General features: G+C 52.1%; 19 protein-coding genes. 14 read left to right on the top strand and 5 right to left on the bottom strand.

The genetic code is table 11. The features are described from left to right. Positions 1-25: 25 nt before the first annotated feature. From FRIGORI9N_RS11825 to FRIGORI9N_RS11810, 4 genes are read left to right on the top strand one after another with little or no spacing between them, the layout of a single operon-like run. Entirely contained in the window at positions 26-1,990 is a 1,965-nt protein-coding gene (locus FRIGORI9N_RS11825; RefSeq protein ID WP_159571216.1) for a PrkA family serine protein kinase, read from the top strand. A gap of 28 nt (positions 1,991-2,018) precedes the next feature. After that, positions 2,019-3,275, top strand: a complete 1,257-nt coding sequence (locus FRIGORI9N_RS11820) for a YeaH/YhbH family protein (protein ID WP_159571213.1) — start codon at positions 2,019-2,021, stop codon at positions 3,273-3,275. Between the two features lie 11 nt (positions 3,276-3,286). Beyond that, entirely contained in the window at positions 3,287-4,753 is a 1,467-nt protein-coding gene (locus FRIGORI9N_RS11815; protein WP_159571210.1) for a SpoVR family protein, read from the top strand. Next, positions 4,743-5,720, top strand: a complete 978-nt coding sequence (locus FRIGORI9N_RS11810; RefSeq protein WP_159571207.1) for an aminotransferase class I/II-fold pyridoxal phosphate-dependent enzyme — start codon at positions 4,743-4,745, stop codon at positions 5,718-5,720. The genes FRIGORI9N_RS11815 and FRIGORI9N_RS11810 overlap by 11 nt, the downstream gene beginning before the upstream one ends. Here FRIGORI9N_RS11810 and FRIGORI9N_RS11805 read toward each other — a convergent pair. From FRIGORI9N_RS11805 to FRIGORI9N_RS15515, 5 genes are all read right to left on the bottom strand, one after another. Next, positions 5,717-6,184, bottom strand: a complete 468-nt coding sequence (locus FRIGORI9N_RS11805; RefSeq protein ID WP_159571204.1) for an RDD family protein — start codon at positions 6,182-6,184, stop codon at positions 5,717-5,719. The two genes, FRIGORI9N_RS11810 and FRIGORI9N_RS11805, sit on opposite strands and share 4 nt — an antisense overlap. A gap of 45 nt (positions 6,185-6,229) precedes the next feature. Further along, positions 6,230-6,646, bottom strand: coding sequence for a DUF3106 domain-containing protein (locus FRIGORI9N_RS11800; protein WP_159571201.1), 417 nt, complete (start codon positions 6,644-6,646; stop codon positions 6,230-6,232). A 26-nt stretch (positions 6,647-6,672) separates the two neighbouring features. Next, a complete protein-coding gene (locus tag FRIGORI9N_RS11795) occupies positions 6,673-7,161 on the bottom strand; it encodes a DUF3619 family protein (RefSeq protein ID WP_159571198.1) in 489 nt (162 codons plus the stop codon). Further along, on the bottom strand, positions 7,158-7,718 hold the full coding sequence (locus FRIGORI9N_RS11790; protein ID WP_159571195.1) for an RNA polymerase sigma factor: 561 nt from the start codon (positions 7,716-7,718) through the stop codon (positions 7,158-7,160). Before FRIGORI9N_RS11790 ends, FRIGORI9N_RS11795 begins: the two co-directional genes overlap by 4 nt. Before the next feature lie 219 nt (positions 7,719-7,937). After that, positions 7,938-8,069: a hypothetical protein gene (locus FRIGORI9N_RS15515; protein ID WP_256366122.1), complete on the bottom strand. Its 132-nt coding sequence runs from the start codon at positions 8,067-8,069 to the stop codon at positions 7,938-7,940. Between the two features lie 40 nt (positions 8,070-8,109). Between FRIGORI9N_RS15515 and FRIGORI9N_RS11785 the strand changes: the two genes are divergently transcribed. The 10 genes from FRIGORI9N_RS11785 (at position 8,110) to tpiA (ending at position 19,162) form a co-directional block, all read left to right on the top strand. Further along, a complete protein-coding gene (locus FRIGORI9N_RS11785; protein WP_159571192.1) occupies positions 8,110-9,822 on the top strand; it encodes an acetolactate synthase 3 catalytic subunit in 1,713 nt (570 codons plus the stop codon). A 16-nt stretch (positions 9,823-9,838) separates the two neighbouring features. Further along, positions 9,839-10,330, top strand: coding sequence for an acetolactate synthase small subunit (gene ilvN, locus FRIGORI9N_RS11780; protein ID WP_159571189.1), 492 nt, complete (start codon positions 9,839-9,841; stop codon positions 10,328-10,330). 38 nt (positions 10,331-10,368) lie between these two features. Further along, positions 10,369-11,385: a ketol-acid reductoisomerase gene (gene ilvC / locus FRIGORI9N_RS11775; protein WP_159571186.1), complete on the top strand. Its 1,017-nt coding sequence runs from the start codon at positions 10,369-10,371 to the stop codon at positions 11,383-11,385. Positions 11,386-11,561: 176 nt separating this feature from the next. Next, positions 11,562-12,206: a phosphatidylserine decarboxylase gene (locus FRIGORI9N_RS11770; RefSeq protein ID WP_159571184.1), complete on the top strand. Its 645-nt coding sequence runs from the start codon at positions 11,562-11,564 to the stop codon at positions 12,204-12,206. Between the two features lie 2 nt (positions 12,207-12,208). Beyond that, entirely contained in the window at positions 12,209-13,027 is an 819-nt protein-coding gene (pssA, locus tag FRIGORI9N_RS11765; RefSeq protein WP_159571182.1) for a CDP-diacylglycerol--serine O-phosphatidyltransferase, read from the top strand. Between the two features lie 108 nt (positions 13,028-13,135). Further along, positions 13,136-14,677, top strand: coding sequence for a 2-isopropylmalate synthase (locus FRIGORI9N_RS11760; protein WP_159571180.1), 1,542 nt, complete (start codon positions 13,136-13,138; stop codon positions 14,675-14,677). A gap of 122 nt (positions 14,678-14,799) precedes the next feature. Then, entirely contained in the window at positions 14,800-15,063 is a 264-nt protein-coding gene (gene rpsO / locus FRIGORI9N_RS11755) for a 30S ribosomal protein S15 (RefSeq protein ID WP_008251166.1), read from the top strand. A 132-nt stretch (positions 15,064-15,195) separates the two neighbouring features. After that, entirely contained in the window at positions 15,196-17,340 is a 2,145-nt protein-coding gene (gene pnp, locus FRIGORI9N_RS11750) for a polyribonucleotide nucleotidyltransferase (RefSeq protein ID WP_159571178.1), read from the top strand. After that, a complete protein-coding gene (locus tag FRIGORI9N_RS11745; protein WP_159571176.1) occupies positions 17,340-18,380 on the top strand; it encodes an NAD(P)H-quinone oxidoreductase in 1,041 nt (346 codons plus the stop codon). Before pnp ends, FRIGORI9N_RS11745 begins: the two co-directional genes overlap by 1 nt. After that, on the top strand, positions 18,377-19,162 hold the full coding sequence (gene tpiA, locus FRIGORI9N_RS11740) for a triose-phosphate isomerase (RefSeq protein ID WP_159571174.1): 786 nt from the start codon (positions 18,377-18,379) through the stop codon (positions 19,160-19,162). The genes FRIGORI9N_RS11745 and tpiA overlap by 4 nt, the downstream gene beginning before the upstream one ends.

Below are 19,162 nucleotides of genomic sequence, written 5' to 3'. Positions count from 1 at the left end.
AAGAAGCGTTGTGCAGGAGGACATCATGAACACAGAGCTTGAACCGCGTGATTTGAATTCCAGCGAATCTGACATTTTTGGTCAGTTTCAGTCCCGTTTTGCAGCTTTGCAGCAAACCGAGATGAGCCTCGAAGAATACCTCGACCTGTGCAAAGCCGACCCGCTCACCTACGCCAGCGCTGCCGAACGCATGTTGCACGCCATCGGCGAACCCGAAGTGATCAACACCCGCCACGATCCACGTCTGTCCCGAGTTTTCGCAAACCGTGTGGTGCGCCGTTATCCCTCGTTCAAAGAGTTTTACGGCATGGAAGAAGTGATTGAAAACATCGTCGCTTATTTCCGCCATGCCGCACAGGGGCTCGAAGAACGCAAGCAGGTGCTTTATCTGCTTGGCCCTGTCGGCAGTGCCAAATCCTCTCTGGCTGAGCGTCTGAAAGCGCTGATGGAGCAGCAACCCATTTACGCGCTCAAGGGCTCACCCATTAATGAGTCGCCACTGGGCTTGTTTGATCCAGTTCAGTTTGGCGCTTCACTGGAAGACAAATACGGCATTCCACGTCGTTACCTAACCGGTATTGCCAGCCCCTGGGCCACCAAACGCCTTGACGAATTCGGAGGCGACCTGCGCAAGTTCCGGGTGATCCGCCTGATGCCTTCGACTTTGAACCAGATCGCGATCAGCAAGACCGAGCCCGGTGATGAAAACAACCAGGACATTTCTGCCTTGGTGGGCAAGGTCGACATTCGCATGTTGAACCAGTTCAGCCAAGACGATCCCGATGCTTACAGCTTCAGTGGTGGTTTGTGTTTGGCCAACCAGGGTTTGCTTGAATTTGTGGAAATGTTCAAGGCACCCATCAAGATGCTGCACCCCTTGCTCACCGCCACGCAGGAACGCAACTTCAAAGGCACGGAAGGCTTTGGCTCCATTCCCTTTGACGGCATTATTCTGGCTCACAGCAACGAATCTGAATGGCAGCAATTCCGTAACAACAAAACCAACGAAGCGTTTCTTGATCGTGTCTACATCGTGAAAGTGCCGTATTGCCTGCGTGTGTCCGAAGAAGTGAAGATTTACGAGAAATTGCTGGAAAATTCTTCTCTGAACAAGGCAGCCTGCGCACCGGGAACCCTGAACATGATGGCGCAGTTCAGTGTGTTGACTCGCCTGAAAGAGCCTGCCAACAGCAACCTGTTCAGCAAGATGCGCGTGTACGACGGTGAGAACCTGAAAGACGTCGACCCGCATGCCAAACCAATTCAGGAATACCGTGATCAGTCCGGGCCCGACGAGGGCATGAATGGATCATCCACGCGTTGGGCTTACAAAGTGTTGTCCAAGGTGTTCAACTTTGACCACCATGAGGTGGCTGCCAATCCAGTACACCTGTTGTATGTGCTTGAGCAGCAAGTCATTAAAGACAACCTGCCCGAGGAACAAACCCGCAAGTACCTTGATTTCATCAAGAGCTACTTGACACCCAAGTACGCAGAATTCGTGGCCAAGGAAATTCAAACAGCCTATCTGGAGAGTTACAGCGAGTACGGGCAAAACCTGTTCGAGCGTTACATTCAGTTTGCTGACAAGTGGATTCAGAACGAAGAATTCCGCGACCCGGCCACGGGACAAATTTTTGATCGTGACTCATTGAACGAAGAGCTGAACCGCATTGAAAAACCTGCGGGTATTGCCAATCCCAAAGACTTCCGCAATGAGGTAGTCAACTTTGTGTTGCGTGCACAGGCCAGCAATTCCGGCACCATGCCCGCATGGACAAGTTACGAGAAGTTGCGCGAAGTGATCGAGCGAAGCATGTTCTCGAAAACTGAAGACTTGCTGCCCGTGATTTCTTTCGATCACAAAGGATCCAAAGAAAGTCAGGAAAAGCATGAAAACTTCGTGGACCGTATGGCGGCCAAAGGTTATACCGAGAAACAGGTTCGCCTGTTGGTAGAGTGGCATTTGCGCGTGAAAAAGGCGTCTTGATCACGCAAAAAGCATAAAGGAGTTTGCCATGGGCGATTCAACCATTATTGATCGCAGGCTCAACGGCAAAAACAGAAGCTTGCCCAATCGCGAGCGCTTTATTCGGCGTTACAAAACACAGCTGAAAAAGGCGGTCGCTGACGTGGCTGGTGAGTCATCCATCTCCGATGTCAGCGGAGACGGACGTGTGAAAGTGCGGATTCCCACTCGGGAAGTGTCCGAGCCCACTTTCATTTTCGGTCAGGGTGGCGATGTGGAACATGTGGTGCCAGGCAATCGCGACTTTGTGCCTGGCGATCGAATTCCAAGGCCCAGTGGCGGTGGTGAAGGGCAGGGTGGCGGAAAACCTGGCAAGGGCGAGGGCGAAGATGGTTTCACCTTCGTGTTGTCTCGTGAAGAGTTCCTGAATCTTTACTTCGATGACCTTGAGTTGCCTGAACTGTTGAAGCGTGAAATTTCATCGGTTAAACGCCTGAAAAGCCGCAACGCAGGCTATTCCCGCACTGGCGCTCCCACTTCTCTGTCTGTGTTGCGCACCATGAAGGCCTCACTCATGCGGCGAGTCGCGCTTGAGCCTCGCGACGAAGAGGATGAAGAGGAAGACGAAGAAAAGGGACAGCTCGATTTGCTGGATGATCCCAAGAAAAAATCTTATGTGCCTTTTCTCGACGAAGTCGACCTGCGTTATCGCAATCGCGTAACGTATCCCGAGCCGTCAACCAATGCCGTCATTTTCTGTCTCATGGACGTGTCTGCCTCCATGGATGAGGCCAAGAAAGATTTGGCCAAACGCTTTTATACCTTGTTGTATCTGTTCCTTACCCGCAAATATGAAGAGGTGAAGCTGGTTTTCATTCGCCACACCGATGAAGCCGAAGAGGTCAGCGAAGAAGACTTTTTCTACGGTAAGAAAAGTGGCGGCACCGAAATCATGCCCGCCATGGAATTAATGCATCACATCATCGAAACCCGCTATCCCGGCAGCGCATGGAATGTGTACGTGGCGCAAGCCTCTGACGGTGATGCCACCTCGCGCGACGCGCGGGCCAGCGCGGAGTATCTCTCTTCCAAAATCATGCCGCATGTGCGTTACTACGCATACGTGGAAACCATGCCTACACCCATGTTCGGCATGGCCCGTGCGTCCGATTTGTGGGAAAGTTTTGAACGTCTGGAAGACAGCTTTGTCGGGCACTTTGCCATGCGCAAGTTGTTCAACCGCCGCGACATTTACCCTGTGTTTCGTGGCTTGTTTGAGAAGAAAGAAGTCGCCTTTGGGCGCTAGGAGTAGCAACAATGGCCCAACAACTTGACCTGGCCGGCAATGAGTGGACATTTGATCTGCTGCGCGACATTGACACGCAGCTGCACGACATTGCTGCCAACCAATACAAGCTCGACACCTTTCCCAATCAGATCGAAGTGATCAGCGCCGAGCAAATGCTGGATGCCTATTCCAGTGGTGCCATGCCGGTGATGTATCCACACTGGAGCTATGGTAAATCTTTCTCGGTAAATGAGCATTTGTATGAAACAGGTCAGCAAAACCTGGCCTACGAGGTGGTGATTAACTCCAACCCCTGCATTTCTTACCTCATGGAAGAGAACACCATGACCATGCAGACCTTGGTCATTGCGCATGCCTGTTATGGGCACAATTCTTTCTTCAAGGGGAACTACCTGTTCAGGCAGTGGACCCAGGCCGACGCCATTATCGATTACCTGGTGTTTGCCAAGAAGTATGTGATGGAATGCGAAGAAAAGTACGGCATCGATGCGGTAGAGGAAGTACTGGATGCAGCACATGCCATCCAGCATTTCGGCGTAGATCGTTACAAGCGTCGATTTGAGTCAGAGGCCTCGCTGAAAGTAAAACGTGATGACCTTGCTGAAGAAAAGCGTCGGCAGTATGACGAAATCATGGCCAAAGTATCGCCTGTTGAAGCCGCTCAAATTGAACGCCGACAAGACAACTACCCAAGAGAGCCCGTTGAGAATATTTTGTACTTTATCGAGAAGGAAGCCCCTAAACTTCGCGATTGGGAACGTGAGCTGGTGCGCATTGTCCGCAAGATGTCCCAGTACTTTTACCCACAGGGGCAGACCAAAGTCATGAACGAAGGGTGGGCCAGCTTCTGGCATTACACCCTGCTGAATACCCTTTACGACGAGAAGTTGGTGTCCGATGGCTTCATGCTGGAGTTCCTGACCTCGCACACCAATGTGGTATTTCAACCCGATTCCCGCGATGGGCGTTTTCGTGCCTTGAACCCCTATGCATTGGGTTTCGCCATGTTTAGCGACATTCGCCGCATGTGCGAAAAACCCACCGAAGAGGACAAGCGCTGGTTTCCTGAATTGGCTGGCAGCGGCAACTGGTTAAAGGCGGTTGACTTTGCCATGCGCAATTTCAAGGATGAGTCGTTCATTCGTCAGTTTTTATCACCCAAGGTGATTCGTGATTTCCGTTTGTTCACCATCGCAGATCACAAAACTGAAAGTGACTTGTTTATCGACTGTATTCACAACGATGAAGGCTACAAACGAATCCGCACCCTGTTGGCCAACCAGTATTCACGCGAAAGCATGGTGCCCGACATCCAGGTGACTTCCTATGCACGCATGACAGATCGGTCATTAACGCTGACCCACATGAGCCGCCGAGGAAGACCATTGAACATTGATGAGGCCGAGAAAACACTGGCGCAAGTGGAGCGTTTGTGGGGATTTCCTGTGCTTCTGGAAACCTCGGATGCGCATTGAAACCCAAGTCAAGCATCAGGCAAAGCTTGATCTTTCTGGCTCTGTTGCGCCGTTTGAGCTTGAGCTGCCAGACATGCCTGCTTCTGTATGGGCCAGTCCCGACCTGTTGCGGTCGCGGTTTCATCTTGAAGCGGCACGTTTTTTTGAGTGCGAGTCAGTTCTGGCGGTTACCGGCATAGACAGCGGCATTTCCGCGCTTGCACGCTTGTTTCAAACTTGGTACGGGTCGATGCGGGTGGTCTTGGCCGAGCCCAGCTTCGATCAGTGGGACAAACGCTTTCGCAGAGCAAATCATGTTGTGCTCGATTGGCCCGTGGAACTGGTGCTCGAAGGCGAAATTCCAGAGTGCGATGTGGTGGTGTTGGGGCGCCCGGTTAATCCAAGCTGCCAAATGATCACGATTGCCCAAATCAAGCCACTTGCACGAAAGCTTCGGGAACAGGGCGGTTGGCTTATCCTGGACGAAGCCTATCTGGACTGGACCGGAGAAGAGTCCTATGCCTCGTTTATCGAAGCCGAACCCGCCATTGTGCTTCGCTCCGTGGCACCTTTTTCTGGTTTGGCAGGTGCAAACCTGGCATTTGTGTGTGGCCCCAAGGCCGTGTGTACAGCGCTGCTCAACGAGGTCGGTACTCAAGCAGTGTCATCGCCGCAATGGTGGCTGGCGCTGCAATATTTTGCTGCCGAAGGCTGGAGAGCCGCGCAGTTGATTCGACTCGATGCGGTGTGTACAAGGCTAGAGTCGCTTTGGCGTGTTCGATTGGACGAGCAGGTTCAAATTCGCAAAGGTGGCTACTACATCAGCTTTACCCACCCGAAAAATGAACAGTGGGCGACCGACCTGGAACACATGGGAATTCTGGTGCGAACCTACCCCACAGAGGACTGTATTTTGCGTTGTGGCGTGCCGCGGTCGGAGGACGATTGGCATCGCCTCGAGAACGCGGTCAATTCGCTTGGTGACTAGTTGTGGCGCATTACTTCTTCAATGCCGCGTTCCCGTGGCTTGGTTGAAACCAACAGTGTTTTTGCCAAGCGGTCTTGGGGAAACTGCCCGTTTTTGTCGAAAAACGAATAAATAAATGCAATGCCTGTCAGGTTGAAAAACCAGCAAAGCACGTAGCGCAGCATGGCTTGCGCCAGCCCAACTCGTTCGCCGTTTTCTTTGACCAAACGAATGTGCCATGTTTTCATGGCCAGGGTTTGGCCGCCATGGCGCCAAAACCACACAAAATACAAGCCCAGTACTGCGAAAAACCACCACTGGCGAACATCCCGCAGGTACAGCGCATGCCGGCTTTGGGTGAGGGTGTCGAAAAAGTAGCCTGCAATGAACAAAACGCCGAACAACAGCATGCTTTCATACAGCATGCTGGCAAGTCGGCGTTTTCGGCTGGGGCTGATCAGCCCGTTGTTGAGTAGTCGTTCCATTTCGTCATTTTATCGCTGACGCGCATTGGAAATGGAGCGGGGGTTTTAATTCAGCGAGGGTTTGTTGCTTTTTCCCTTGAATTCATCGCGCTGTTTTTTGTCCAGGCTTTGATAGCTGTTCCAGCTTGAGTTTCGCTCACCTTGGCGTTTTTCCTTCAAGGCCTTGTAGTTTTCACGAGCAGCCGCTTTTTCTCTGGGGCTCAGTTCGCTCCAGCTGCTTACCCGTTCACGCATAATGGCCTGGCGCTCGGCTGGTTCACTTTCGTATTTTCGACCTACTTTCAGCCAGCGTTCTTGCTGTGCGTTGGTCATTGAGTTCCAGTCGTTCTGCAGGGGAGAGAGCAATTCCTGTTGTTTGGCCGACAATTTCGACCAGTCGGTCGCAGCCAAAGCCTGACCACTTTGCAGACTCAGCACCAAAAGCAAGCCCAAAGTCATCAATCCGGAATAGAGTCTAATCATGATCGTACCCCTCAATCCTTAAAATGCTAGATCGACGTAGTGAAGTCGGCGGGTAGTGAATCCATCCATTGTTCAATTCCGTCTTCAGCCGGAATTGCATTGTTTTTCTGCAATTCAGTGGCGTAATTGATGAATCCAGGATCCAGGTAGGCGTCTGGCGGAAGGTCATCGGACAAAATAGCGGCGTCCAGATCGGCTGTTTCCGAAATACGAGCATCTGAGTTTTCCAGGCCAAACTGCGCCACACCGAACGCGGCACCCGCAATAAATAGTGCGCTGACCGCCATGGACAAGGCTGGGCGATTAAACCACTCGGAAAACTGTTGAAATAAACCACCGATCGGGCCGGCACCGGTCTGTTTGGATTTGACTGCACTGCCGTGTTTTTCGGCGTGCAGTTGCACCGATTGGGCGATTGCAAGATTCAAGCGTTCTTGGATATGGGGCGGAACTTGACATGCCGACTCATCAAGTAGCCTTTTTACTACATTTGCGGTTAGCCGATCTTCATTCATTCCCGAAACCCCTGTTGCCTCAATACCAGTGCCAATGCCTTTGTCGCTCTGGAGCAATGTGTTTTCACACTGCCTTCCGAGCATCCCATGATCTCTGCAGTTTCTGCCAAGTCCATCTCTTCCCAATAACGCAAGATGAATGCCTGGCGTTGACGCTCCGGCAAATTTGCGATGGCTTCTTCGATGGCGGCCATATTTTGTGACTGTTCAATTTCGTCCTGGGCGCTCGCGTTCTGAGATTCATCCTGTGCGAGAAGGTTCTCAAGCACGTCGTAATCTTCTTCATCTTTCTTTTGAAAGCTTGAAAACAGGGTCGTCCAGGTATTTCTGACCTTCTGGCGTCGGTGGTAGTCCAAGATCGTGTTCTGCAAAATGCGGGTAAACAGCATTGGCAGTTCTTCTTTGGGCTTGCCGCCATACTTGTCGGAAAGCTTCATCATGCTTTCCTGCACCAGGTCCATAGCGCTTTCTTGGTTTTTAACGGCAAAAAACGCCTGGCGATAAGCCCGGTGCGACACCTCTTTCAAAAAGTCCTCTAATTCTCGCGTGCTTGCCATAAATGTGTGTGTCGAGGTGGTGTCAGAGGGGTTTGGGGGTCGAGGCGAGAATGATTCGCAATATTTAACAATACGGCATGATATCAAAGCCGCAGGCTTTTTTCTTGACCCACGGCGGGCTTCGCACTAAGATCTCGTTCTACCCTGTTTTTGTCTCTAGTTAATCAACATACCCTTGTTGTTTTAGCGAAAGACGCGCTAGGGCGCTGAACTTGTGGTTCAGAAGCCCATGGCCAACCTGCCCGACATAATCGGGTTGTGATCGCCAGCGCTTTGCGACATGTCCATACCCACAAGGTTGTTCATTTTCAAAAAGCCTGTGCCCCACGGCAATGCGATCCAGGAAGGCATCCGACCAATGTCCCGTGGATTTTGTCAGGATTTTTTTAAAATGGAATATACCGGCGCGGAAATCGTTGTCAAATGTCTGGAAGAAGAAGGCGTCAAGCACGTTTTCGGTTACCCAGGCGGAGCAGTACTCTACATCTACGATGCCATCTTCAAGCAAGACGGCTTCGAACATATTCTGGTACGTCACGAACAAGCTGCAGTTCATGCAGCCGATGCCTATTCGCGCTCAAGCGACAAGGTGGGTGTTTGTCTCGTTACTTCAGGCCCCGGCCTCACCAATGCTGTAACCGGCATTGCCACTGCCTACATGGATTCAATTCCCATGGTGATTTTGTCTGGTCAGGTGCCCACGCACGCGATCGGTCAGGATGCATTCCAGGAATGTGACACCGTGGGTATTACACGCCCTTGCGTTAAGCACAACTTCCTTGTGAAAGATGTGAAAGACCTCGCGCGTGTCATGAAAGAAGCGTTTTACATCGCCCGTACAGGTCGCCCAGGCCCAGTGCTGGTGGATATCCCCAAAGACATCACCATTCACAAAACCGCTTTTGATTACTCCGAGCCCGTGAAAATGCGCTCGTACAACCCCGTGGTCAAGGGCCACCAGGGTCAAATCAAAAAAGCCGTGCAAATGATTCTGGAAGCCGAGCGCCCCATGATCTATTCCGGCGGTGGCGTTATTTTGGGCGATGCCTCTGCTGAACTGACACGTTTGGTTGAATGGGTCGGTGCACCTTGTACCAACACCCTGATGGGTTTGGGCGCATTCAAGGCCAGCGACAAGAAGTTCATGGGCATGCCAGGCATGCACGGCACTTATGAAGCCAACCTTGCCATGCAAAACTGCGACGTGTTGATCGCCGTGGGTGCCCGTTTCGACGATCGAGTCATTGGTAACCCAAAAGATTTCGCGTCCATCCCCCGCAAAATCATTCACATCGATATCGATCCGTCCTCAATCTCCAAGCGCGTCAAGGTGGATGTGCCTATCGTGGGCAACATCAAAGACGTGCTGGTTGACCTGATCCAATTGCTTGAAGAAAGTGGCAAGCGTGTTGATCAAGGCAAGTTGCAGGGCTGGTGGGAACAAGTCGAAAAATGGCGTGGCCGCAAGTGTCTGGACTACCCAAAGTCCGACGAAGTCATCAAGCCCCAGTTTGTGGTTGAAAAGCTGTGGGAAGTCACCAATGGTGATGCCTTTGTGACATCCGACGTGGGTCAGCACCAAATGTGGGCTGCGCAATACTATCGCTTTGACAAGCCACGCCGCTGGATCAACTCGGGTGGCTTGGGCACCATGGGCGTGGGCTTGCCATACGCAATGGGCGTTCAAATGGCCAACCCCGACGCACAAGTGGCCTGTATTACGGGTGAAGCGTCTATTCAGATGAACATCCAGGAATTGTCCACCTGCTTCCAATACCATTTCACACCGAAAATCGTGAACTTGAACAACCGGTATCTGGGCATGGTTCGCCAGTGGCAACAGCTTGATTATGGCTCACGCTACTCTGAAAGCTACATGGATGCGCTGCCGGATTTCGTCAAGTTGGTGGAAGCGTATGGCCACATCGGCATGCAAATTACCAAGCCATCCGATGTTGAGCCTGCCTTGCGCGACGCGTTTGGCAAGTACAAAGACCGTTTGGTGTTCATGGACTTCATCACCGACCGCACCGAGAACGTGTGGCCCATGGTGAAGGCTGGCAAGGGCTTGTCCGAAATGCTGCTGGGTTCGGAAGAACTTTAACAAGGAGATGGCAAATATGAGACACATTATTTCCGTTCTCCTCGAGAACGAACCAGGTGCGTTGTCCCGCGTGGTGGGGTTGTTTTCCGCCCGCGGATACAACATTGAAACCCTGACCGTGGCCCCCACGGAAGACGAAACCATGTCCCGCATGACCATTGTCACTGTCGGTTCCGATGACATCATCGAGCAGATCACCAAACACCTTAACCGCTTGATTGAAGTGGTTAAAGTGGTTGATCTAAGTGATGGTGCGCATATTGAACGTGAGCTGATGCTGGTAAAATTGCGTGCAGTTGGCAAAGAGCGTGAAGAATTGAAGCGCACTGCGGATATTTTCCGTGGCCGCATCATTGATGTCACCGAGAAAAGCTACACCATTGAGTTGACTGGCAACAAATCCAAGCTGGATGCATTCCTGGACTCGATTGACCGCACAGCCATTTTGGAAACTGTCCGAACGGGCAGTTCTGGCATTGGCCGCGGCGAACGAATTCTGCGCGTCTGAAAGATGAATTTAAATACCTGAATCAAAAGGAAAATGACATGAAAGTTTATTACGACAAAGACGCGGATCTTTCCCTGATCCAGAAGAAGAAAGTATCCATCATTGGTTACGGTTCACAAGGTCACGCCCACGCACAAAACCTGCGCGATTCTGGCGTAGAAGTAGTTGTTGGTTTGCGTAAAGGCGGTGCATCCTGGTCCAAAGCTGAAGGTGCTGGCTTGAAAGTGAAAGAAGTGGCTGACGCGGTAAAAGAAGCCGACGTGGTCATGATTTTGCTGCCCGATGAAAACATTCCCGACGTGTACAACAAGGAAGTTGCTCCAAACATCAAGCCTGGTGCAGCTTTGGCTTTCGCTCACGGCTTCAACGTGCATTACAACCAGGTTGTGCCCCGCGCCGACATCGACGTCATCATGATCGCCCCCAAAGGCCCAGGCCACACCGTGCGTTCTGAATACCTGAAAGGTGGCGGCGTGCCTTCACTGATCGCGATTTACCAAGACACCACTGGTAACGCACACGACATTTCCCTGGCTTATGCAGCAGCGAATGGCGGCACCAAGGGTGGCGTAATCGAAACCAACTTCCGCGAAGAAACAGAAACAGACTTGTTCGGTGAGCAGGCTGTGTTGTGCGGCGGTGCGGTTGAGCTGGTAAAAGCCGGTTTCGAAACTTTGGTTGAAGCAGGTTACGCACCTGAAATGGCTTACTTCGAATGCTTGCACGAGCTGAAGTTGATTGTTGACCTGATGTACGAAGGCGGCATTGCCAACATGAACTACTCCATTTCCAACAACGCGGAATATGGCGAGTACGTAACCGGCAACCGAGTAATCGCCGACCAGGCCCGCGCAGCCATGAAGGAATGTTTGGCCAATATCCAAAACGGTGAATACGCCAAGCGTTTCATTCTGGAAGGCAAAACCAACTATCCGGAAATGACCGCGCGTCGTCGCTTGAATGCACAACACCCCATTGAAATCGTGGGTGCGCAGCTGCGCGGCATGATGCCCTGGATCAGCAAAAACAAGTTGGTTGATCAGTCCAAGAACTAATCTGCCGCTTGACTGCTTTACGGAAAACCCACAGTCTGAAAGTGCTGTGGGTTTTTTGTTTTCTGGCCAAATGGGGGTTCACTTCGGATTCTTATTGAGCAATTCGCACAAAACTTACCGCACTTGGTCATTTTGGCTTATAAAATCTGCACTATAACCATTCACAACAAAGAGCTATGAACTACCCACATCCCATCATTGCCCGCGAGGGTTGGCCTTTTCTTGCAATCGTTGCTGTTTTGGCGCTTGCCCTTCAGTCTTTTGGCCTCACGTTTCTATCGGTCGTGGCGTGGATTCTGTTCATCTTTGTTCTGCAGTTTTTCCGTGATCCTCCCCGTTACATTCCCGCACAGAAAAATGCGGTTGTGTCGCCAGCAGATGGCCGCATCGTTGCTGTTGAGCGCGTAGAAGATCCTTACGCCCAGCGTGAAGCCTTGAAAATTTCCGTGTTCATGAACGTATTCAATGTGCACTCCAACCGAATTCCAATTGGTGGTGAAATCAAGTCGGTGGATTATTTCCCCGGTTTGTTTGTGAATGCAGACCTGGACAAGGCGAGTACCCAAAATGAGCGCAACGCAATTGTGATTCACACTGAAAGTGGCGCTACCGTAACTGCTGTTCAGGTTGCCGGCTTGATCGCGCGTCGAATTCTTTGTTACGTCAAACCCACAGAGGCTGTTGAGAAAGGACAGCGTTACGGATTTATTCGTTTCGGTTCCCGTGTGGATGTTTATTTGCCAACTGATTCAGTGCCCAAAGTGGCAATTGGCGACAAGGTTTCAGCTTCTTCAACCGTGTTGGCCGAGTTGGTGTCCTGATTATGCGATTCAAGCGGAATAAAAACCGTTTTGGAGCACCGCGCGCGTTTTCAAACGCGGCTTCGCGCCCGGCAGGCAAGCCCCACAAGGGCGTTTATTTGTTGCCCAACCTGTTTACCACGGCGGCTCTGTTTAGCGGTTTTTATGGCATTGTCATGGCCATGGGTCAACAATTCACTGCTGCAGCGGTTGCCATTTTCGCTGCCTTGGTACTTGACAGCCTGGATGGTCGAGTTGCCCGAATGACCAACACCCAAAGTGCATTTGGTGCCGAATACGACAGCTTGGCAGACATGGTGTCGTTTGGTGCAGCCCCAGCATTGATTATTTATGAGTGGTCGCTCAGCGGCATGGGCAAACTGGGTTGGGTTGCCGCTTTTGTTTATCTGGCAGGTGCCGCTTTGCGCCTGGCCCGTTTCAACACCAATGCGGCAGTCGTAGACAAAGCCTGGTTCCAAGGTTTGCCCAGCCCTGCTGCCGCGGCACTGGTCACCGGTTTTGTTTGGGTGATGGACGACGCCAAAATGGCAGGTGCCGAGTTGGATTGGTTGGCCTGGGGTATTACCTTCTACGCAGGTATTACCATGGTGTCCAACGTGCCTTTCTTCAGCGGCAAAGACTTCCATTTCCGCCGCAGTGTGCCTTTCTTGGTGCTCGCCTTGATTCCCCTCGTATTTGCGCTCGTGTCCCAAGACCCGCCCAAGGTATTGTTCGGCGTATTTGTGTTGTACGGTCTTTCTGGCTATGTCGTTTACCTGGTCCGGAAGGTGAAGGGGCAGGGCCTTAAGGGCATGGATATCGAAAGAGACGAACACTTTTAATTCGTGTCATTCAGGCCGGATACGCTGTATTCGGCCCTTCACGGGTTCCCCGCAATACCGCTTCACGCCTGCATTGTTGTATCCTTAGAACATAATCAGGAGAACAGCATGTCAGACCGCCTCATCATATTCGACACTACTCTGCGCGACGGCGAACAAAGCCCCGGCGCCTCGATGACCCGTGAAGAAAAAATCCGTATTGCCAAGCAACTTGAGAAGTTGAAAGTTGACGTGATCGAGGCCGGTTTTGCCGCCTCCAGCAACGGCGATTTCGAGGCGATCAAGTCCATTGCCTCGGTCATCAAAGAATCCACAGTGTGTTCTTTGGCCCGCGCCAATGACAAAGACATCATGCGTGCTGGCGATGCATTGGCTCCAGCTGAGCGCCGCCGCATTCACACCTTTATTGCCACTTCGCCTTTGCACATGGAAGTGAAGTTGCGCATGACGCCTGATCAGGTTTTGGAGCAGGCCGTCAAGGCTGTAAAGCTGGCCCTGCAGTACACCGATGATGTTGAGTTTTCGGCTGAAGATGGCTACCGCTCTGAACTGCCATTTCTGGCCAAAGTCTGCGAGGCCGTGATCAAGGCGGGTGCAAAAACCATCAATATTCCCGACACGGTTGGTTATGCAGTGCCTTCCTTGTATGGCGAATTCATGCGCGATCTTCGCACCATGACCCCAAATAGCGACAAAGCCGTCTGGTCTGTTCATTGCCACAACGACTTGGGCATGGCAGTGGCCAATTCTTTGGCCGGCGTGGCCATTGGTGGTGCGCGCCAGGTAGAGTGCACAATCAATGGTTTGGGTGAGCGGGCGGGCAATTGTTCCCTAGAGGAAATTGTCATGGCAGTTAAAACCCGCCGAGACTTCTTCAATATGGATGTGGGCATCGACACCACGCAAATCGTCTCGGCCAGCCGATTGGTCAGCAATATCACCGGCTTTGTGGTTCAGCCCAACAAAGCGATTGTGGGGGCCAATGCATTCGCGCATGCTTCCGGCATTCATCAGGATGGCGTACTGAAAGCCCGTCAAACCTATGAAATCATGACTGCTGAGGATGTCGGCTGGTCTGCCAACAAAATTGTGCTGGGCAAGCTGTCTGGTCGCAATGCCTTCAAGCAGCGTCTTGAGGCGCTGGGTATTGAAATGGAAAGCGAGCAGGCCTTGAACGATACTTTCCAGCGATTCAAGGATTTGGCCGATCGCAAAGCCGAAATTTTTGATGAAGACATTCATGCCTTGGTGTCGGGTGATGGCGCTGGTGGCGAATCTGAACATTATCGCTATGTGTCTTTGGTCCAGCACTCCGAAACCGGAGAACGCCCCAAGGCAAGGGTGGTGTTCTCAATTGAAGGTCGGGAGGTCATTTCTGAAAGCCAGGGCAACGGGCCAGTGGACGCCACAGTGAAGGCCATCGAGGCTGAAGTGCAAAGCGGTGCTGAACTCTTGCTCTTCTCTGTCAATGGCATTACTTCCGGTACCACTGAATCTCAGGGCGAAGTCACCATGCGCTTGCAAAAGGGTGGTCGAATAGTCAATGGTGTGGGGGCAGATCCCGATATTGTGGTCGCATCGGCCAAAGCCTATTTGTCAGCTTTGAACAAATTGCAGTCAAAACACGAAAAGTTGAATCCACAGGTTTGATTTTTACCGGTTTTCCCCTACAATAGCGGGTTCAGGTGACCACCTTTTAAAACGGGTGGTCTTTTTACACGGAACAGCGGTCTGAACAGTGGCTGCTAGTTCACGCAAGTGGAGTAATAAAGATGTCAGAAATCAATAAAGCGGCAATTCTCGCCGAATATCAACGCGCCAAGGGCGACACAGGTTCTCCCGAGGTTCAAGTAGCATTGTTGACAGCCCGAATCAACTCGTTGACCGATCACTTCAAGGCCAACGCCAAAGACCATCACTCACGCCGCGGTTTGCTGCGCATGGTGTCTCGTCGTCGTAAGCTGCTTGATTACCTCAAGCGCAAAAACGCAGATGCTTACCGCAACCTGATCAGCAGCTTGGGTCTACGCAAGTAATTGGTCGCTGCTACAAGCCGTTGATTTGACTCAAATGCCTGCAACCCCGGTTGTGGGCATTTGTGTTTTAAAACTGACGGGCTCTCGCATCCGGGTATTGGCCCGGCGAGATTACTAAAAGGAAAAGACAAAGTGTTTGAAATTCATAAAGAAACCTTCCAGTATGGTCAACACACAGTGACCCTGGAAACCGGTGAAATCGCCCGCCAGGCGGGTGGCTCTGTCATCGTAACCGTAGACGACACCGTCGTATTGGCCACTGTTGTAGCCGCCAAGTCTGCCAAACCCGGTCAAGACTTTTTCCCCTTGACCGTTGATTACGTTGAAAAATTCTATGCCGCTGGCCGTATTCCCGGTGGCTTCTTCAAGCGCGAAGGCAAGGGCACTGAACAAGAAACCCTGAATGCACGCCTGATCGATCGTCCGTTGCGCCCCCTGTTTCCTGAAGGCTTCTTCAATGAAGTACAGGTAACCTTGACCGTGATGTCGATCAACCCTGAAGTCAATCCAGACATTCCAGCCATGCTCGGCGCGTCTGCGGCACTGTCAATCGCTGGTATTCCTTTCAATGGCCCGGTCGGTGGTGCGCGCGTTGGTTACATCAACGAGCAGTACGTGCTGAACCCAACAGCCACACAGTTGAAAGACAGCAAGATGGACCTGATTGTTGCAGGTACCGAAGCTGCTGTGCTGATGGTTGAATCTGAAGCGCATGAGTTGTCTGAAGAAATCATGTTGGGCGGCATCATGTTCGGTCACGAACAAATGCAAACCGCAATCAATGCCATTCACGCGCTGACCGCCAAAGCTGGTAAGCCTGAATGGGACTGGAAAGCTGCACCTGCAAACGAGCCTTTGGTGGCTGCTGTTACCGAATTGGCTGGCGAGAAACTGGCCGCTGCTTACAAAATGACTGAAAAGCAGGCCCGTAGCCAACGCCTGAAAGAAATTTCTGCTGAAGTGGCTGCTGAACTGCCTTCCAAGTTGACTGAAGAGCAGCGCGCTGGCATTACCAACGCAGACGTCAGCGACATCATGTTCGGCCTGGAAGCCAAAATTGTTCGCGGTCAGATCCTGAATGGCGAGCCACGCATCGACGGTCGCGATACCCGCACCGTACGCCCAATCACCGTTCGCACCGGCGTATTGCCACGTGCCCACGGTTCCGCCTTGTTCACACGTGGTGAAACACAGGCTTTGGTGGTCACTACACTGGGTACCGGTCGTGACGAGCAAATGATTGATGCGGTTGCCGGTGAATACCGTGATCGTTTCATGTTCCATTACAACATGCCCCCGTACGCCACCGGCGAATGTGGTCGCATGGGTGCACCGAAGCGCCGTGAAATCGGCCATGGCCGTTTGGCACGCCGTGCAGTTGAAATGATGTTGCCCGCGCCTGAAGACTTCCAGTACACAATGCGTGTGGTGTCAGAAATCACTGAATCCAATGGTTCAAGCTCCATGGCTTCTGTGTGTGGCGGTGCATTGTCCCTGATGGACGCGGGTGTTCCCCTGAAGCAGCTGGTGGCTGGTATTGCCATGGGCTTGATCAAAGAAGACAACAAGTTCGCTGTTCTTACAGACATTTTGGGTGATGAAGATCACTTGGGCGACATGGACTTCAAGGTGGCTGGCTCTGAAAACGGTGTGACTGCGCTGCAGATGGACATCAAGATTCAAGGCATTACCAAAGAAATCATGCAAGTTGCATTGGCACAAGCTCGCGAAGGCCGCATGCATATCCTGGGTATCATGAAAGAAGCCACAGGTGGCAATGTGGGTGAGTTGTCTGCCTACGCACCACGCATGATCACCATGAAGATCAATCCTGAGAAAATTCGTGACGTAATTGGCAAGGGTGGTGCAACCATTCGCGGCATTACCGAGCAAACAGGCGCAAGTATCGACATCAAGGAAGATGGTTCAATCACCATCGCCTCTGTTGATGGTGACGCAGGCGAGCGCGCCAAGAAGCTGATCGAAGACATCACGGCTGAAGTGGAAGTGGGTGCCGTGTACGAAGGCACCGTGCTGAAGCTACTCGATTTCGGCGCCATCGTCAGCGTATTGCCAGGCAAGGATGGTCTGTTGCACATCTCGCAAATTGCCAACGAACGTGTGAACACCGTTGGCGATTTCCTGAAAGAAGGCCAGGTTGTGAAGGTTAAAGTGCTTGAGGCCGATGAAAAAGGTCGCCTGCGCTTGTCCATGAAAGCCCTGTTGGCTCCCGAGGCTCCTGCTGAGCAGGCCGCCGAAGGTCCCAGCGAAGGTTAATGAGTACAGCAGCCCCGCAACTGCCTGTCAGTATGAGGGCAGTGGGAGTGAAGGCCCCCGGTGGTGTCGATCAGCTTGAGTTGATTGAATTACCGGTTCCTTCGCCCATGCCAGGTGAGGTGCTAATTCAGGTCAAGGCCGCCGGGGTGAATCGTCCCGATGTGTTGCAACGCCTGGGTTTGTATCCGCCACCCGCCGATGCCAATCCCAATTTGGGGCTGGAAGTGTCGGGTGTGGTTGTGGCTGTGGGGCAGGGCGTACCTGAAAGCCATTTGGGCGAACCCGTCATGGCTTTGTGCAATGGCGGTGGTTATGCGGAGTATGCATGCGTGCCCGCAAGGCAGTGCATGCAAATTCCCAAAGGTTTAAGTTTCACCGAGGCGGCCAGTTTGCCCGAGGTGTACATGACCGTTTGGCAAAACCTGTTTTTGAAAGGTGCTGCCAGGGCTGGTCAAACAGTATTGATTCATGGGGGCAGTAGTGGCATTGGCACCGCTGCCATCCAGTTGTGCAAGAAACATGGATTGCGCACTTTTGTAACTGTGGGCAGTCAGGAAAAGGCAGATTTTTGCACCGCTTTGGGGGCTGAAAGGGCCTACCTGTACAAAACCCAGGATTGGGAGCAGCAGGTGTTGCAGGATACACAGCAACAGGGTGTCGATTTGATTCTCGACATGGTGGCTGGCGATTATCTGAACAAAGATTTGAACTGCGCGAAACCGCAGGGCATGGTGATCGTGATTGCATTGCTGGGCGGACGTTTCGCCAATATTGACGCTGCAAAACTGATGACCAAACAAGTGGTTTTGACTGGAACTACCTTGCGGCCCCGTTCCGCTGAATTCAAGGCGGATTTGGCGCGGCAGGTCGAGCGGGAATTAATAGAGGGTTTTTCTGCGCAAGTGCTGAAATCGCTGGTGCAAGCCACTTTCACACTTGCTGATGTTGCCAAGGCTCACCAGTTGATGGAGTCAGGTAACGCCTTGGGAAAAATTGTGCTCAATATCGAGAATCAAGAAAAGGAATCAGAAAGAGCATGAGTGAAACATCCAAACACAATTCAAGAAAGAAATTGGTGGCTGGTAACTGGAAAATGAACGGCGACTTCGACTCGAATGAGGCGCTTGTTCTTGGGTTCCTGCCCGAAGTAGACGATCAGGTTGACGTGTCTGTATTTTGCCCGTTTCCTTATCTGGCCCAACTAGGAAAGTTGCTGGAAGATCAAGCAGTTATCTTCGGTGCGCAGGATGTGTCAGCAAAATCCAGTGGAGCCTACACCGGCGAGGTGTCAGTCGAAATGCTGAAGGAATTCGGGGTCAAGCAGGTGTTGGTGGGCCACTCAGAACGTCGCCAGTACCACGCAGAAACCAGCGCGACTGTTGCACAAAAAGCGGTCGCGGCCCTTCAAGGTGACATCACGCCGATTGTGTGTGTGGGTGAAACGCTGGCAGAGCGCGAAGCCGGGCAGGTAGAGGCTGTGATCGCCTCCCAATTGGATCCGGTTGTTGAGCATTGCTCGAAATTTGTTGAAAACGGCGCCTGGAATCTGGTGATTGCCTATGAGCCGGTTTGGGCCATTGGCACTGGCGTTACGGCCAGTCCGGAGCAAGCGCAAGAGGTGCACGCCATGATTCGTGCCCGACTGAATGCCATGTTGGGGCCAGAAGTAGCCCAGAGCACCCGAATTTTGTACGGCGGAAGTGTAAAGCCGGGCAATGCAAGCGAGATTTTTTCAAAAGTTGACATTGATGGTGGCCTAATTGGTGGTGCAGCTTTGTCTTCTGATGATTTCTCTGGAATAATACGCGCCGCGAGAGGTTAA

It is taken from the genome of Limnobacter sp. 130 (genome assembly GCF_902506325.1).
GTDB lineage: Bacteria > Pseudomonadota > Gammaproteobacteria > Burkholderiales > Burkholderiaceae_B > Limnobacter.
Note: the sequence above shows the minus strand (reverse complement) of the source record. Positions and strands in the feature narration are given on the sequence as shown.